At 71.2% G+C, this 15,329-nt stretch carries 14 protein-coding genes; 9 read left to right on the top strand and 5 right to left on the bottom strand.

What is annotated here, in order from left to right:
- The first annotated feature begins 122 nt into the window (after positions 1–122).
- A complete protein-coding gene (locus ABZT06_RS23215; RefSeq protein ID WP_355743929.1) occupies positions 123–1,886 on the top strand; it encodes a hypothetical protein in 1,764 nt (587 codons plus the stop codon).
- 36 nt (positions 1,887–1,922) lie between these two features.
- On the opposite strand, the gene ABZT06_RS23210 is transcribed toward ABZT06_RS23215, so the two are convergent.
- Positions 1,923–3,260 carry an ABC transporter substrate-binding protein gene (locus ABZT06_RS23210; protein WP_355743926.1) on the bottom strand — a complete coding sequence of 446 codons (1,338 nt, stop codon included), beginning with the start codon at positions 3,258–3,260 and terminating at the stop codon, positions 1,923–1,925.
- A 118-nt stretch (positions 3,261–3,378) separates the two neighbouring features.
- On the opposite strand from ABZT06_RS23210, the gene ABZT06_RS23205 reads away from it, so the two are divergent.
- Complete coding sequence (locus tag ABZT06_RS23205) at positions 3,379–3,879, top strand: hypothetical protein (protein WP_355743923.1); 501 nt, start codon at positions 3,379–3,381, stop codon at positions 3,877–3,879.
- A 46-nt stretch (positions 3,880–3,925) separates the two neighbouring features.
- Positions 3,926–4,795, top strand: coding sequence for a formyltetrahydrofolate deformylase (gene purU, locus ABZT06_RS23200; protein ID WP_355743920.1), 870 nt, complete (start codon positions 3,926–3,928; stop codon positions 4,793–4,795).
- Between the two features lie 172 nt (positions 4,796–4,967).
- Here the strand turns inward: purU and ABZT06_RS23195 are convergent, their stop codons facing one another.
- Positions 4,968–6,365 carry a maleylpyruvate isomerase N-terminal domain-containing protein gene (locus tag ABZT06_RS23195; protein ID WP_355743917.1) on the bottom strand — a complete coding sequence of 466 codons (1,398 nt, stop codon included), beginning with the start codon at positions 6,363–6,365 and terminating at the stop codon, positions 4,968–4,970.
- A complete protein-coding gene (locus ABZT06_RS23190) occupies positions 6,362–6,943 on the bottom strand; it encodes a sigma-70 family RNA polymerase sigma factor (protein WP_355743914.1) in 582 nt (193 codons plus the stop codon). Before ABZT06_RS23190 ends, ABZT06_RS23195 begins: the two co-directional genes overlap by 4 nt.
- A gap of 315 nt (positions 6,944–7,258) precedes the next feature.
- On the opposite strand from ABZT06_RS23190, the gene ABZT06_RS23185 reads away from it, so the two are divergent.
- Together ABZT06_RS23185 and ABZT06_RS23180 are read left to right on the top strand one after the other, a co-directional pair.
- The gene (locus tag ABZT06_RS23185; protein WP_355743911.1) at positions 7,259–7,639 is read left to right on the top strand and encodes an STAS domain-containing protein; all 381 of its coding nucleotides are present in this window, start codon (positions 7,259–7,261) and stop codon (positions 7,637–7,639) included.
- 198 nt (positions 7,640–7,837) lie between these two features.
- Positions 7,838–8,350: an EF-hand domain-containing protein gene (locus ABZT06_RS23180; protein ID WP_355743908.1), complete on the top strand. Its 513-nt coding sequence runs from the start codon at positions 7,838–7,840 to the stop codon at positions 8,348–8,350.
- On the opposite strand, the gene ABZT06_RS23175 is transcribed toward ABZT06_RS23180, so the two are convergent.
- The gene (locus ABZT06_RS23175; protein WP_355743905.1) at positions 8,329–9,837 is read right to left on the bottom strand and encodes an AMP-binding protein; all 1,509 of its coding nucleotides are present in this window, start codon (positions 9,835–9,837) and stop codon (positions 8,329–8,331) included. The genes ABZT06_RS23180 and ABZT06_RS23175 overlap by 22 nt on opposite strands.
- 130 nt (positions 9,838–9,967) lie before the next feature.
- Between ABZT06_RS23175 and ABZT06_RS23170 the strand changes: the two genes are divergently transcribed.
- The 3 genes from ABZT06_RS23170 (at position 9,968) to ABZT06_RS23160 (ending at position 13,042) form a co-directional block, all read left to right on the top strand.
- On the top strand, positions 9,968–11,101 hold the full coding sequence (locus ABZT06_RS23170) for an acyl-CoA dehydrogenase family protein (RefSeq protein ID WP_355743902.1): 1,134 nt from the start codon (positions 9,968–9,970) through the stop codon (positions 11,099–11,101).
- Between the two features lie 97 nt (positions 11,102–11,198).
- Entirely contained in the window at positions 11,199–12,071 is an 873-nt protein-coding gene (locus tag ABZT06_RS23165) for an acyl-CoA dehydrogenase family protein (protein ID WP_355743900.1), read from the top strand.
- 509 nt (positions 12,072–12,580) lie between these two features.
- Complete coding sequence (locus tag ABZT06_RS23160; protein ID WP_355744626.1) at positions 12,581–13,042, top strand: ATP-binding protein; 462 nt, start codon at positions 12,581–12,583, stop codon at positions 13,040–13,042.
- Positions 13,043–13,358: 316 nt separating this feature from the next.
- On the opposite strand, the gene ABZT06_RS23155 is transcribed toward ABZT06_RS23160, so the two are convergent.
- Positions 13,359–14,285: a cyclase family protein gene (locus ABZT06_RS23155; RefSeq protein WP_355743897.1), complete on the bottom strand. Its 927-nt coding sequence runs from the start codon at positions 14,283–14,285 to the stop codon at positions 13,359–13,361.
- An 85-nt stretch (positions 14,286–14,370) separates the two neighbouring features.
- Here ABZT06_RS23155 and ABZT06_RS23150 point away from each other — a divergent pair, with 85 nt between their 5' ends.
- Positions 14,371–15,240, top strand: a complete 870-nt coding sequence (locus ABZT06_RS23150) for an SDR family oxidoreductase (protein ID WP_355743895.1) — start codon at positions 14,371–14,373, stop codon at positions 15,238–15,240.
- The last annotated feature ends 89 nt before the right edge of the window (positions 15,241–15,329 follow it).

Raw genomic sequence — 15,329 nt, 5'->3', positions numbered from 1 at the left:
CCGGGATCTGTTACTGCGGTCACAGGGGCGCAGGTCACGTCCTGTGCTACGTGGCACCGGGCTCGGAGGACCCGGTAGCGTGAGCCGACGATTCCGAAGTTCCCCCATAAGTAGGAGTCCCGGTGACGCAGAGTGGACAGGGCGAGCAGCCCTCGGCGCGCGAAGCGCGCGAAGGCATCGTGCTGCCCTCCGACGGCGGGGAACCCCTGCTGCCGGGACAGACGGGCGGACACGGCGGTCCGCAGCCCGGATACGGGCCCCCCGAGCAGGGCGGTTACGGCGGCCCCCCGCAGCAGGGCGGCCGGCCCGGTCCGGCCGCCGACGGGGCCTACGGCCAGCCTCCCGGCGCCCAGGCGTGGGGCACCCCGTGGGGCCCCGGCCAGGAGCAGGGCCAGCCGCCGCAGCAGGACCCGGCCCAGCCGCAGACCCAGCACTGGCCGCAGCCGCCCACCCAGACCTGGGGCACACCCCCGCAGCCCGATGGGATACCGCCCCAGTCGCAGGCCCAGCCCCCGTCGCAGCCCCTGCCCGGGCAGGGGTACGACACCAACGAGCCGACCTCCTACTACCTGCCGCCCGTCGGTCAACCCGCCCCCCAGCCCCAGTCCCAGCCGCTGCCCCCGCAGCAGGGCCAGGTCGCGCCCTACGAGGCGCCCGGGACCGGCGCACCGCAGCAGCAGGCCACGCCGGGTTACCACACCGACGAGCCGACCTCCTACTACCTGCCGCCCGTGGGCCAGCCCCTCCCGTCCGCCCCCGGCACACCCGCCTCCGCGCCCCTGCCGCCCGCCGACGAGGGCGCCACCCAGTTCATCCCGCCGGTCGCGGCCGCCCCCCACGAGGGAGCCACCCAGTACCTCCCGCCCGTCCGCCCCGGCGCGCTGCCGCCCGAGGTGTCCGCCGAGGCGGCGCGGTTCCCGGGGCAGCACCCGCAGGCCCCCTACGGCGCGCCCACCGGTCCCGACGCCGAGGCCACGCAGTTCATCGCGCCCGTGCCCGGACAGGCCCCCGGCGCGCCCTACGGCGGGGAACGGCAGCCGCCCTCCGAGTTCGACAACCTCTTCCGCGGCGGACCGGGCGGTGACGGCGGGGCCGCGTCCACGCAGCAGATGCCGAGGTTCGCCCAGCCCGAGGCCGTACCGCCCCCGTACGGGGCCCAGCAGCCCGCGTACGGGGCTCAGCAGCCGTCGTACGGCGCCCAGCCTCCGTACGGCCCGACGGGCGGTGCCTCCTACGACGACGGCGACCGAGGCGGCGGCAAGCGGTCGCGGGTGCCGGTCATCGCCGCCGTGGGCATCGGCATCGTCGTGCTCGGCATCGGTGCGGGCGCGCTGCTCGCCGGGGGCGGAGGCGGCGACGGCGGCGACAAGAACCAGACCGTGTCGGCGACGGCCCCCGCGAGCGGCGGCTCCTCTTCACCGGCCGCAGATCCGGCGAAGGCGCAGGCCGTCGAGCTGGACAAGCTGCTCGCCGACAGCGGCAACAGCCGTTCCTCGGTGATCAGCGCGGTGGCGAACGTGAAGTCCTGCAAGAACCTCGGCCAGGCGGCCAAGGACCTGCGGGACGCGGCGGCCCAGCGCACCGGACTGGTGACCCGGCTCAAGGCGCTCCCCGTCGACCAGCTGACGGCCCACGCCGAGCTGACCGACGCCCTCACCAAGGCCTGGCAGGCGTCCGCGTCCGCCGACAACCACTACGCGGCCTGGGCCGACCAGGCGGCCGGCAAGAAGGGCTGCAAGAAGGGCCAGGCCCGCGCCACGGGCCAGACCGCGGCCGGCAACCGGGACAGCGGCACCGCCAGCACAGAGAAGGCCAGGGCGGCCCGGCTGTGGAACGCGATCGCCGAGAAGTACAGCCTGACCGAGCGCACGGCCACCCAGCTGTGAGCGGTCCGCGGGGGGCGTCCAGGCGCCCCCCGCGGGTCAGTTGACGTCCGCGTTCTGGAGTGTCCTCGTCACGTCGGTGAAGCCCTTGCGCGCCGCCACGAGCTGGCCCTGGCGCACCACCTGGAACGTCACATGGGCGTTCACCATACGCGGGAAGCCGACCGAGGCGAGGTCGTCGGCGGAGCTCCAGGTGTCCCGGGTGGTCCACCGCAGGGCCGGTGTCAGACCACCGGTCGGGATCTTGAGGCCGTCGTTGAGGGCGCCGCGCACGCTGTCGGCGGACACCTCGCCGCTCCCCAGCGACTCGACGACCTTCTTGAACACCGTGTAGGCGATCCAGGTGGTCTGCACCCCCGCGTCCGCCGAGTCGATGCGGTTGTCGCCGAACGCCTCCGCGTTGATGACCTTCTTCATCGAGGCCCAGCGGGCGTCGCTCTCCACCGGGTACCAGCCGGTGATGTACGACCCCTCGTAGGGCCCCGACGCCCCGCCGGACGCGTCGATCACCGTCTGGTCGACGCTGCCCATCGCCATGGCGGTGCGCACGGCCGGGTAGTCCTCGCGGTCACGCCGGAAGGAGTCCATGAAGGTGCTGGTGCGGTCGCCGAGCGCGGGCACCACACACCCCTTCTTCGCGCCGGCGGCCGGGGCGCCGGACGTCGAGCCGGCGAGCGCCTTCGTCGACTGCGCCGAGTACTCGCTGGCGTCGTCCGCCGCCCGCACGTCGTTCGCGGCCCGGTGCCCGCCGGTGGTCAGCCCGGAGTCGAGCAGTACGGGCAGTTCGTCGCCCGCGATGGTGTCGGGCCGTACGAGGCTGACGTTGCCGCAGTCCCCGGCGAGCTCCTTGCCGAGGCCGGCCAGCAGGGTGGGCTGGCCGCCGTTGACGGGGTAGGACAGCGGGCTGGTGAACTCGTCGTTGGTGACGCCGTAGCCGCCGATGTAGGGGATGCCCGCGCCTTCCAGCGGCGGGAAGAAGGAGTCGCCGTACTGGCTGTAGGAGCCGACGACCGCGACGACGTTCTCCTTGACCGCGCGCCGGGCGCACTGGGCCGCGGACACGGCGTCGTTGTGTTCGTTGCAGGTCAGGACGGTGAGCTTACGGCCGTTGATGCCGCCCTTGGAGTTGATCCAGCGGGCGTAGGCCTGGGCGAAGGCGGGCATGCCGGGCTTGTTGGTCGCCTCGGTGTCCGAGGGGGCCCAGGTCATGACCTTGATCGGGTCGTCCCCGGAACCCCCCGTGGTACCGGGGACGACCCCGCAACCGGTGACGAGGGAAGCACACGCCACCAGTGCCCCCGCCGCGAGGACGGGGGCTCTGACGGGCCGGTGGTGCTGGGGGAGGAAGGTGCTGCGGATGCGTCGCCTGCCGGTCATGGGCCTACACGCTTCCGTCACATCGCCAACTCGGGTGTGACCCTCGGTCAATGAAGGGTGACGTAAAGGTGAACAGCGAGGGCCTGTGCGGGACGTATGGGGGAAGAACGTACGATCGATGACCGTGCAAGGTTCGGAGAACTCTTCCCGTCGCGGCCGTCGCTCCTCCACCATGGGCGGCATGCCACAGAACGACATGCCGTGGTGGCGCTGGCGCAGCAATGTGCGCTCCGCGCTGCACATGCTCTCCGACCCCGCCTTCCAGCAGAACGTCTGGCTGGCCGGCGTCGAGGGGTACGGGGACGTCACCGACGCCGTGTACCGCCTCGTCGAGGACACCTGGCTCGACAACTGGTCCGCCGAGAAATACGTCGGCACGATCTTCCGGGACTCCCAGGAGGCGGCCCTCGTCGACACCGCCGTGCTGCGGGTGCTGCGGATCATGCACCAGGTCGGCCCGGACGCCCCCGTCTCCGTGTACATGGAGAACCCCGGGTGGCCGGACGCGGTGCGGGCGGCGCGGGACGCGCACGTGCGGATGGCGACGGCCGACGGGGAGGACCCCGAGGCTCCGCCGCGCACGCTCCAGGTGCTGCAGATCATGACCCGGTCCGCGTGACGGACGCGGTGTCTGCCGTGCCGGTCGATATGCGACCCTGTCCTGCATGAACGAGCAGTCCGCCCCCGCCGACCAGTACGTCCTGACCCTGTTCTGCCCTGACAAGAAGGGCATCGTGCACGCCGTGTCGAGCTACCTCTTCATGACCGGCTGCAACATCGAGGACAGCCAGCAGTTCGGCGACCACGACACGGGTCTGTTCTTCATGCGCGTCCACTTCTCGGCCGATGCTCCGGTGACGGTGGACAAGCTGCGGGCCTCGTTCGCGGCGATCGGTGACTCCTTCCACATGGACTGGCAGATCCACCGGGCCGAGGACCGGATGCGGGTCGTGCTGATGGTCAGCAAGTTCGGGCACTGCCTGAACGACCTGCTCTTCCGCGCGAGCATCGGTGCGCTGCCGGTCGAGATCGCCGCCGTGGTGTCCAACCACACCGACTTCGCGGAACTCGTGGGGTCGTACGACGTTCCCTTCCACCACATTCCGGTGACGCGGGAGAACAAGGCCGAGGCGGAGGCGCGACTCCTCGAGCTGGTGCGGGAGCAGGACGTCGAGCTCGTCGTGCTCGCCCGGTACATGCAGGTGCTCTCCGACGATCTGTGCAAGCAGCTCAGCGGCAAGATCATCAACATCCATCACTCGTTCCTGCCGAGCTTCAAGGGTGCGAAGCCGTATCACCAGGCTCATGCGCGGGGGGTCAAGCTGATCGGGGCGACGGCGCACTACGTGACCGCGGATCTCGACGAGGGGCCGATCATCGAGCAGGAGGTCGAGCGGGTGGGGCACGACGTCACTCCGGACCAGCTTGTCGCGATCGGGCGGGACGTGGAGTGCCAGGCGCTGGCGCGGGCCGTGAAGTGGCATGCGGAGCGGCGGATTCTGCTGAACGGGCGGCGGACGGTCGTGTTCGCCTAGGAGCTCGGTCGCGGGCTGTCGTAGGGCGGGTGCGGGTGAGTGGGTGGTTGCTCGCGCAGTTCCCCGCGCCCCTAAAAGCACCTTCCGCTGAGCTTTTTTCAGGGGCGCGGGGAACTGCGCGACCAGCCCCCACTCACCCGCACCCGCCCATGAACCCCCGACCAGCCCCCACCTACATGCGGCTCATGCTCGCCGCGGCGAACAGCACATCCCTGATCGCCTCACGATCACCCACCTGCCCCGCCGCAGCCTCCGCAGGAGACACGTGGCCGGCCGCCAGCTGGCAGAACTCCACGCCGTCCAGCGCCACATGGGCCACCTCGTGCTCCGCCGACCCCACCGCCGCCGGGGAGTCGAGCGGGATCAGCCATTCGCCGCCCCCCAGCCCCTCGATCTCCAGACGCAGGGTGCGGCCGGGGCCTCCGGCGCTCACGAGATGCCGGCCCTGGGTCGGTGACGTCAACCCCTTCTGCCGCCGTTCCGCCAGCACCGCGGGCAGCATCCGCGCCGCCAGGTCGATCATGCGGTTGAGGTGGCGGGGGGACGGGGGGTTGTAGGGGTAGTCGACCGCCTCCGCGATGTCCTCGGCGTGCACCCAGCACTCGAAGGCGCGGTCCAGCATCGCGTCGTGGAGAGGGAGCCTGAAGTCGCCGTAGGTCACCTCGAGTCTGCCCGCGGTGCCGCCGGTGAAGGACACCGTGCGGACGAGGTCGTGACTCTGCTCGCGCCAGGGGGTCCGCACCGAGCGGGTCGGCGGGAAGTGCGAGGCGCGCCAGTACGCCTCGGTGCGGCCCGACGGCGTGGGCGCGTCCGCCAGGGTCTCGCCCAGCGGGTCGTCCAGGCCCAGGGCGACCGCGACGAGGCCGTCGACCGACAGCAGGTGGGCCATGACCCCGGCGACCGTCGTACGGCGGCTCGTGGCCTCGTCGGCGTCGAACCAGCGCAGCCTGACCGGGGCGTGCCACTCGGCGTCGCCGAAGTCCTGCAGCAGGGCGTCGAGACGGGCGGTCTCGGCGTCGTACGGCGTGGCCCACTCGGGAATCGGGATGCGGGGCGGACGCCGGTCGAGGCAGCCGTCGAGGACGCGGGTGCGCAGGCCGGGGTCCAGGTCGAGGCTCTCCGGCCGCTGCAGCAGGCCCACCGCGCCGCGCAGCCGCAGCGCCTCCTCGGCGCAGGAGCCGCAGACGCCGAGGTGGTCCTCCACGGCGGCCGTCTCCGCCGCGGAACACGCGGCCAGCGCCCACGCCCCGAGCAGCGACTTCAGCACAGGGTGCTCCAGGGCCAGGGGAGCGGGCGGCGCGGGCTCGTCCAGCGCGGGCAACGGCAGGCCGGTGTCCTCGACGGAGGCGCGGGGGAGGGGTATGCGGGGCGGGTGGTCGGGATCGGGGCCGTCGCGATGGCCGTCACCGGGGTCGGACGGGCCGCCCGAGCCGGAACCGGGGCCCGTGCTCGCGTCGCCCGTATCGCCGTGGTCGCCGTCGTTCCTGGGGCCACCTGGGGTCTCGTGACCCCCGGATCCCCCGTCCCCGTCCTGGTCGTCGTACGCCTCGAAGCCGCCTGTTCCGTTCATGCCGCGCCCCCGTATCCAGGCGGAGCCCCGGGCGCTCCGGTGTCGTGGGCCGTGGACAGGAGCTGGAGGCCCAGGCGGAGGCGGCGGCGGGCCTCGTCCTCGGTGATGCTGAGGTCGGCGGCAGCCTGGCGGTAGTCGCGGCGCTGGAAGTAGGCCAGCTCGAGGGCGGCCCGCAGCGGGGTGGGCATGGACTGGACGATGTAGTCGGCGCGGGCGGCGACCGAGGCGTGGCGCACCTTGCGCTCCAGCTCCTCGGCGGAGCCCTCGCCGGCCCGGGTGAGCGCGGCGGTCTCGGTGGCGCGCAGCCGCTGCACCGCCAGACGGTGGGTCAGGCCGGCGACCCAGGAGCGCAGCGGGCCCTGTTTGGGGTCGTAGGACTCGGGGTGCTGCCAGACGTGGGCGAAGACGTCCCGGGTGATGCCGTCGGCGGCGCGCTCGTCTCCGAGCACGCGGTGGGCGAGGCCGTGCACGAGTGAAGCGAAACGGTCGTAGAGCTCGCCGAGGGCGGCCGCCTCACCGCGTGCGAGCCGCTGCTGCATCTTGCGGTCCCAGCGGGGCGGTGCGTCCTTCTTCGCCATGCGGCCCCCTCACGCCTGGAAGTGTCCGGGTCAAGCCTGCGCCGACCGTCTCCTCGAATGTAGTCGGCACCTCCGGCAGCGCACGCCCCTTTGTTCCAATGCGCGCCCCCCGAGGGGCCTCAGGTGGTAGTGGACCTTCCCCTACCCGTTCACTCGTTGATCAGACTCGATCGAACAGGATCGAAGCCGACTAAAACAAGCCTCTTCCGAACGATTTCCGTTTCTCGCTCTGTGTTTCAGGGAACGGCCGCTGGGCAGCCACGCTGCAAGGAAGCGTAGGAAAGGCTTCCGTTTGCTTTCCGGCGAATGAAGGGCATGGTGGTGGCGTTCAATGTGACCGGCGACGAGCAGGGCGAGTGGGCTGTGCTCAGTGTGTCTGGCGAGCTGGACCTGGTGACCTCGCCGGTGCTCCGTCAGCGAGTGCACGACGCGGTGGCCGAGGGCCGCCACAGTCTCGTCCTCGACCTCTCCGAGGTGTACTTCTGCGATTCCAGCGGTGTCGGCGTCCTCATCGCCTCCCGCCGCCTGATCCGCTCCTGCCGGGGCGAGCTGCGGCTGATCCTCCCGGCACAGGGCGCAGCCGACGGCTCCCACGTCAACCGCGTCCTCGGCGCGCTCGGCGTCCGCCGCCTGTTCGAGGTCCACCCGGACCTGGACTCGGCGACCGACGAGGAGGCGGGACCACTGTCCGCCTGAGCCCGTACAGCGAGCCCGTACACCCGTAAGCAGTTCTCTCCGCACGGCTGTGACCTGGGGCACCCCGACTGCCACGCCGTTGTCCCAAAATTCCCCCGGTCTTGGCACAAGCGCCGCCTTCCGGCCCCCGGGGCGCCGCTCGCGTCGTACGCTCCGTGCGAGATGCACCCGATGTGATGTGAGGCGGCCCGAAAAGACATGGTCAGCAGCGAGTACGAGCGCAGGATCGCCGACCGGTTCGCCACCTTCGACCAGGACGGCAACGGCTACATCGACCGCGAGGACTTCAACGTGGCGGCCAAGGCGCTGCTCGCGGAGTTCGGCACGGCGGCACGCTCCGACAAGGGACAGGCGCTGTACGTCGGCGCGGAGGCGTTCTGGCAGGGCATGGCCGGGATCGCCGACCGGGACGGCGACCAGCGGATCACCCGCGACGAGTTCGTGAACGGCGCGCTCAAGCGGCTGCGCGACAACCCGGACCGGTTCGCCGAGATCGCCCGTCCCTTCCTGCACGCGGCGATCGCCGTCGCCGACCAGGACGGCGACGGCCGTGCCACCGTCGAGGACACCGCGCGCGTGCTGCGCATCCTGGGCGTCGCCGAGGACATCGCGCAGGCCGCCGCGGCCGGCCTGGACACCGACGGAGACGGCAAGGTCGGCGAGGCCGAGATCGTGCCCGCCTTCGCGCGTTACTTCACCGTCCCCGAGTAGCGCTCCCTGAGCCGGTACTTCAGGACCTTGCGCAGGGTCTCGTTGCGCGGAAGGGCGTCCACGACCTCCAGCCGCTCCGGCAGCTTGTGCGTCGACAGCCCTGCCGCGCGCAGATAACCGGTCACGGCGTCCAGGGTCAGCTTCTCTGCCCCCTCGGGCTGTTCCACCACGGCACACACGCGTTCCCCGCGCTCGGCGTCCGGCAGCCCTATCACCGCCACGTCACCCACGGCCGGATGCGCGGCCAGCAGGTCCTCGATCTCCTTCGCCGAGATGTTCTCCCCCTTGCGGATGATCACGTCCTTGAGGCGTCCGGTGAGCACCAGGTGGCCGGTGTCCGTCACGAATCCCAGGTCACCGGTGCGCAGGAACCCCTCCTCGTCGAAGGCCTCCGCCGTCTGCGCCGGATCCAGATACCCCTGGCACACCGCCTCCCCCTTCAGCCGCACCTCCCCGTCCACGATCCGCACGGACATCCCCTCCGGCGGGCGCCCCTCGGTCGTCGCCAGGTTCTCCACCGTGTCGTCCGGCGCCCCCATGGTGATCATCGGGACCTCGGTCATGCCGTACCCGTGCGTGAGCTGCACCCCCAGCTCCCGTACGACGGCGTGGTAGACCTCCGGCGGCTTGGGTGCCCCGCCGCCGGCGAGCAGCCGCAGCGTCGGGATGATCTTCTGCCCCGGTCGCTTGCGCTGCTCGGTGAGGAACATCGAGTAGAACGCCGTCGAACCGCCCGCCACCGTCACCCCGTGCCGGCGATAGCCCTCCAGCGCGTCCGGCAGCGCGAACTGCTCGAACATCACCGCCGGGAAGCCGTACAGCAGCAGCATCACGGTGTAGTCCGGGCCCGCGATGTGCGCGTACGGGAAGGCCATCGACCCGACGTCGTCGGCCGTGAGGCGCAGCGCGTGCGCGAGGCAGGAGCCGCCCGCGATCAGTGAACGGTCCGTGTGCAGAACGCCCTTGGGGTCGGAGGTGGTCCCCGAGGTCCAGTAGATCCACCGGACGGAGGTGCCGTCGGATGGCGGGGCGGGCAGGACGGCCGGGTCGCCGTCCGGGAGGTCGTCGTACGCCTCGAAGATCCCCTTCGCGCCGAGCCGCCGGGCCATCTCGGTGTGGTCGAAGCCGCGCCAGAGCCCGGGTACGGCGAAGAACTCCGCCTTCGACTCCCGGAGGGCGAAGCCGACCTCGCGATCGCGGTAGAAGGGGATCACGGGCGACTGCACGGCGCCCAGGCGGGCCAGGGCGAAGGAGAGCAGGGCCGTCTCGATCCGGGTGGGCAGCTGCCAGGCGACGACCGTGCCGGGGCGTACGCCCATGTCGTACAGGCCGGCCGCGATCCGCTCGGCACGCGCGCGTAGCTCGCCGAAGGTGAGGGCGCGCTCGTCCTGGAGGAGGACCGGGCGGTCGGGGGTCAGGTCGGCGCGGCGGGCGACCAGCTCCCAGAGGGTGCGGGACGCGCTGAGCGCGTGGGCGGTGTCGGTCACGGCGGCCCCCTCGGTAGAACTGACGGACAGTCAGATCGTGCGCAGAGCGTAGGGCGGGACGCCTTGTCGGTCCAGGGGTACGGGACTTAGCCTTCCAGGAACTGACGGTTCATCAGATAGGGCGGCTGTCATGGACCTCGCGTACACGCCGGAAGAGGAGGAGTTCCGGGCGCGGCTGCGCGAGTGGCTGGCCAAGGTGCTCCCCACGCTGCCGCCGAAGCCGTCCGCTCAGGACTGGCCCGGGCGCCGGGCGTACGACCTCGGCTGGCAGCGGATGCTGTACGACGCGGGGTACGCGCATGTGCACTGGGACGCCTCGCCGACGACCCGGCTCATCTTCCTGGAGGAGACGGAGCTCGCGGGTGCGCCCTACGTGGGTGCCGGTTTCGTCGGACTGCTGCACGCGGGACCCACGATCGCCGCCGAGGGGACACCGGCGCAGCGGGAACGCTGGCTGCCGCCGATCCTGCGGGGCGAGGAGGTGTGGTGCCAGGGGTTCAGCGAACCGGACGCCGGGAGCGACCTCGCCTCGCTCCGCACGCGCGCGCGCAGGGACGGCGACGACTATGTGGTGACCGGATCCAAGATCTGGACCTCCCACGCCGAAGTGGCCGACTGGTGCGAGCTGCTGGTGCGGACCGATCCGGCGGCGCCCAAGCATCGCGGGATCAGCTGGCTGGCGATGCCGATGTCCGCCGCTGGTGTCGAGGTGCGGCCTCTGCGCACGCTGGCCGGGTCCGCAGAGTTCGCCGAGGTGTTCCTCGACGAGGTGCGGGTGCCGGTGGCGAACCGGGTGGGGGAGGAGAACGACGGCTGGCGCGTGACCATGGTGACGCTGTCCTTCGAGCGGGGGACGGCCTTTGTGGGTGAGGTGGTCGCCTGCCGGCGGGTGTTGGGTGAACTCGCCCGTGCAGCACGGGAGAACGGGCGCTGGGGCGATCCCGTGCTGCGGCGACGGCTGGGGCGGCTCAATGCCGAGTTCCGGGCGTTGTGGCGGCTTACGCAGTGGAACGTGAGTGAGGCGGAGGCGAGTGGTGGGGTGCCGGGGGTGGGAGGGTCTGTCTTCAAACTCCGGTACTCGCATGCGCGGCAGGAGTTGTACGAGGCTGCGGGCGATGTGCTGGGGGTCGAGTCGCTGGATCTTGAACGCCCCTGGGTGATCGACCGGTTGTCCTCGTTGTCGTACACCATCGCGGCCGGGACCTCGCAGATTCAGCGGAACATCGTGGCCGAGCGGATTCTTGGGTTGCCGAAGGGGCGGTAGCGGCTGAGTGCCGGGTGCGGGTTCGTGGTGGCTGGTCGCGCAGTTCCCCGCGCCCCTAGGCCGGCCACCGCAGCCTGCGTTGAGAAGGGGCTGTGACATGCGGTTTCAACTGTCTGTTGAGCAGCGGGCCTTGCAGGTTGCCGTGCGGGAGTTGTTTGCTCGGCGGTTCGATGGCGAGGCACTGCGCGCTGCCGTGGACGCGCCCGGGCTGGACCGTGCCCTGTGGCGGGAGCTGGGAGCCGCCGGGTTCTTCGCGCTGCGGTTGCCCGAGGCGGACGGGGGAGTCGGACTCGGGTTGCCGGAAGCCGTGTTGGTCTTCGAGGAGGCCGGGCGGGTCCTGTTGCCGGGGCCCCTGGTGGCCACCCATCTCGCCGCGGGTGTGGTGGAGGGGGCCGCCGAGGGCGAGGTCGTCGTGGCGGACGTCGACCGGGACGGGCTCGTGGAGTGGCTGGACGCGGCTGACGTCGTGCGCGGGGAGGCCGCCGGGGCCGTACCCCTGACGTCGGTGGATCCGCTGACGCCGTTGCATCGGGTGCCCGGGGTGTCAGGGGCCACCGTCGATCCCGTCGCCGTGCTCCTCACCGCCGCCGAGCAGCTGGGCACGGCCACGCGCGCGGGTGAGCTGGCCGTGCAACACGCGCGGACGCGGGAGCAGTTCGGGCAGCCGATCGGGGCCTTCCAGGCGGTCAAGCATCTGTGCGCGCGGATGCTGGTGCGGGCGGAGACGGCCCGGGCCGCGGTGTACGCGGCCGCCGTGACCGCGGACCCGGTGGACATCGCCGCGGCCCGGCTGCTGGCGGACGAGGCGGCCGAGCGGGGCGCCCGGGACTGTCTCCAGGTGCACGGCGGGATGGGCTTCACCTGGGAGTGCGAGGTGCAGCTGCTTCTGAAGCGGGCCTGGGTGCGGGCCCGGCGGGGCGGCGGGGGTGCGGAGAGTGAGGAGTCGCTCGCCGTCGATCTGTTGGCCTGAGGTGCCCACGGCCGGCCCGGTCTCCGGTGCGTCCCGAGCGGATGTCGCGGATTGTGGCATACCGGAATCACGGAGCGTTGATATCGGGTTGTGTCCTATGTGTGACTCGTCACGTCCTGGAGTCGGCGCCCCGCTCCGGTACCTTGTGTGAGATGCGAGTGGTTCCGAGCATGAGCCATGCCGGTGTTGCCGATGGGGCGGCCCCGGACCCGGCGATGCGCGCCGCTGCTCGCAGGGCGGACAGGGCTGTGACCACCGCCTGTTCGACTCCTCGTGGCGAGCGTCGCACAGTATCTCGCAGGGGTACTCCTTCGCGCTGGAATATGCCCGAAGCGCTTGTTGGCGTGACTGTAGGTCAACCATGCTGTCCCGTAAGGGATTCACGTTCCGTGATCCCGGCTTTGGTCATTGTTCTGGTCATGCAAAAAATGGCTACGATCGTGGCCCTCGTGAGGCGCGAGGCCATGTGCCCGCCGGTTCGGATGGTGTGAGCGGTGCAGGTGCTTCAAGTGCAGCTGGAGATCCGGCCCGACCCCGCGGAAGTGGGGCGAGCCCGGCGGTGGGCCCGTTCGCGGCTCGCTGTTTCTGGGATGGGGGTCGACGAACCACTCGTCGAGACCCTGATCCTGCTCGTGTCCGAACTGGTCACCAATGCCGTGGTGCACACCGGCCGCCCGGCCGTCCTGCGGCTGTCCCTGCCGGGTGCCGAGGCGGAGTCGGCCACCGTCCGCCTGGAGGTCGCCGACCGCAGCGGCCGGGCCCCGGTGCCGCGGTGCGTGGACGGTGACGCGACCGGCGGTCGCGGCCTGGCCCTCGTCGACGGCCTCGCGGACCGCTGGGGCTGGAGCCCCGAAGGTGCGGGCAAGAGCATCTGGTGCGAACTCGACCGCTGCGAGCGGCCGCGGAGCAGCACGGAGACCTACGGCATCGATGCCTCGGCCTACGAGGGGCTGGCGTTCGAGGCGGTGTGACCGGCGCACGGTCGCAAAGGCCCCCGTCCCCCTTGCTCGGTGCGGAGGCGGTGCGCCGGGACGTGCGCCCGTGCGCGGTCGTGACAAATGGGTCGTAAGCAATAAATCCCCGAACGGGTGTTGACGCACTGTGTTCGATTGATGACGCTGGTGGTCAGCGATTCGCCGCGAGGGGACGCCGAGGGTTTCGGTGACGGAAGCCCTCGACGAGTGCGGGTCGTGACGCGGTGTCGATTTCCCCAGGGCGGAAGGAAGTCGATGACGGCGGCGCGCGATGCCGTGCTCGGGGCGGACCTGCGCGCCGCCGACCGACCTCTCACAGAACGGCCACCGGGGCCACGGGTGTTCCGGTGCCGCCGACGAACGGTTCGGGCATCGCCGACAGCAGGAACGCGTACCGGCCGACTTCTCCACAGGCTGTGGACAACTTTTCGAGATTCCAGTTCTGGCCCTGCAGCATCCCCATCTCCACCAGGTCCAGGGCATGCACCGGCAGCCACAGGTCCTCGATCTCCGGCGGGAAGATCTCGAACGTGAGCGTGTCGTTGGCGACCGCCGCGACATCGCGCGCGTGGAACCACTCCGGGGTGCGCACCGACAGGCCCGGCGACGGATAGGCGTACGCCTCCCTGTCCCCGGCGAGGTACACCTGGATCTGCCCGGTCCGTACGAGCACGACGTCCCCGGCGCGCACCCGTGTGCCCGCCAGTTCCTCGGCGGCCTCCAGGTCCTCGGGGGTCACGGCATGAGCCCCGTCGAGCCGGTCCACGCCCCGCGCGCGGGCCACGTCCAGCAGCACCCCGCGCGAGACGACGTACCGCGCCTTGTCGATACCGCTGAACTCGGCGCCGCCGTGCGGGGTGATGGTGCCGGCCGGGCGGCCGTTGTAGAGCATGCCGGAGTGCGAGACATGGGTGAGCGCGTCCCAGTGGGTCGCTGCCTGCAGGCCCATGGTCACCGCGTCGTCGCTGCACGCGACCGTCCCCGGGCCGAAGATCTCCTGGTTGATCTGCACCATCGCGTGCAGCGGGTTGACCCGGCCCGGCATCATCCCGGTCTGTACGCCGTCCTGCCGTAGCGGGAGGGCGAGGGGGATGCGGCGGCCCGTACGGACGGTCGCGGCGGCCTCGCGGACCACCTCGTCGGTGATCAGGTTGAGGGTGCCGATCTCGTCGTCGGCGCCCCAACGCCCCCAGTTGTTCACGCGCTTGGCGATGTCGTGGAACGCGGCCGGAAGTGACATCGGGCCCTCCCCGGGGCTTGTGTCCGCACATCTGACGGGTCATAAAATCTAACGGTCCGTCAGAAACCGCGGGAAGGGGCCGGGCGTGGGGAACTTCTTGGCAGGCAGGGTCGTCGCCGTGACCGGCGCGGGACGGGGGATCGGGCGGGCGGTCGCACTTTCGGCTGCCGCCGAAGGGGCGCGGGTCGTCGTCAACGACTACGGCGTCTCGGTGGACGGGGCGTCTCCCACGAGTGACGTCGCCTCCGGTGTGGTGAAGGAGATCGAGGCGGCCGGGGGTGAGGCCGTCGCCGTGGCCGACGACATCTCGACGATGGCGGGCGGCCAGCGGGTCGTCGATGTCGCGCTGTCTTCGTACGGGCGGCTCGACGGAGTGGTCTGTGTCGCAGGGATCCTCCGTGAGCGGATGTTGTTCAACATGTCCGAGGAGGAGTGGGATCCGGTTCTCGCGACCCATTTGAAGGGGACGTTCACCGTCTTCCGGGCGGCTTCCGCGGTGATGCGGCAGCAGCGGGCGGGGACGCTGATCGGGTTCACCAGCGGGAATCATCAGGGCTCGGTCTCGCAGGCGAACTACAGCGCGGCGAAAGGCGGGATCATCTCGCTGGTGCGGAGTGCGGCGCTCGGGATGCACAAGTACGGGGTGACCGCGAACGCGGTGGCGCCGGTCGCTCGTACGCGGATGTCGGCGAACGTGCCCTTCGAGCTGACGGAGATCGGGGAGCCGGAGGATGTGGCCGCCATGGTGGTCTATCTGCTGTCCGAGCGGGCCCGGGAGGTCACCGGGCAGGTGTACACGGTGGCAGGGTCGAAGATCGCGGTGTGGGCGCAGCCTCGGGAGTTGCGCGCCGCGTATGCCTCCGGCGGGTGGACGCCGGAATCGATCGCGGAGTTCTTGCCGGGGAGCGTGGGGGTGGATCCGATGCCGTTGCTCTCTGGGCCGGGCGCCTACTGACCTTTTCGGGTTGCGTTCGGGGGGTGACGTTGGGTGATTCCTGCGGTATGCCGGTGTTATGCGGTACGCGGATGGTGGGGGCCTGACTG

Origin of the sequence: Streptomyces sp. NPDC005483 (assembly GCF_040606035.1) — a bacterium.
Lineage (GTDB): Bacteria > Actinomycetota > Actinomycetes > Streptomycetales > Streptomycetaceae > Streptomyces.
The sequence above is the reverse complement of the archived record's forward strand: the minus strand, read 5'-3'. Positions and strand labels throughout refer to the sequence as shown.

Coding starts and splice junctions, on each gene's coding strand:
- ABZT06_RS23210 (WP_355743926.1), bottom strand. CDS start 3,260: ATGACCGGCAGGCGACGCATCCGCAGCACCTTCCTCCCCCAGCACCAC.
- ABZT06_RS23205 (WP_355743923.1), top strand. CDS start 3,379: ATGACCGTGCAAGGTTCGGAGAACTCTTCCCGTCGCGGCCGTCGCTCC.
- purU (WP_355743920.1), top strand. CDS start 3,926: ATGAACGAGCAGTCCGCCCCCGCCGACCAGTACGTCCTGACCCTGTTC.
- ABZT06_RS23195 (WP_355743917.1), bottom strand. CDS start 6,365: ATGAACGGAACAGGCGGCTTCGAGGCGTACGACGACCAGGACGGGGAC.
- ABZT06_RS23190 (WP_355743914.1), bottom strand. CDS start 6,943: ATGGCGAAGAAGGACGCACCGCCCCGCTGGGACCGCAAGATGCAGCAG.
- ABZT06_RS23185 (WP_355743911.1), top strand. CDS start 7,259: ATGGTGGTGGCGTTCAATGTGACCGGCGACGAGCAGGGCGAGTGGGCT.
- ABZT06_RS23180 (WP_355743908.1), top strand. CDS start 7,838: ATGGTCAGCAGCGAGTACGAGCGCAGGATCGCCGACCGGTTCGCCACC.
- ABZT06_RS23170 (WP_355743902.1), top strand. CDS start 9,968: ATGGACCTCGCGTACACGCCGGAAGAGGAGGAGTTCCGGGCGCGGCTG.
- ABZT06_RS23165 (WP_355743900.1), top strand. CDS start 11,199: ATGCGGTTTCAACTGTCTGTTGAGCAGCGGGCCTTGCAGGTTGCCGTG.
- ABZT06_RS23155 (WP_355743897.1), bottom strand. CDS start 14,285: ATGTCACTTCCGGCCGCGTTCCACGACATCGCCAAGCGCGTGAACAAC.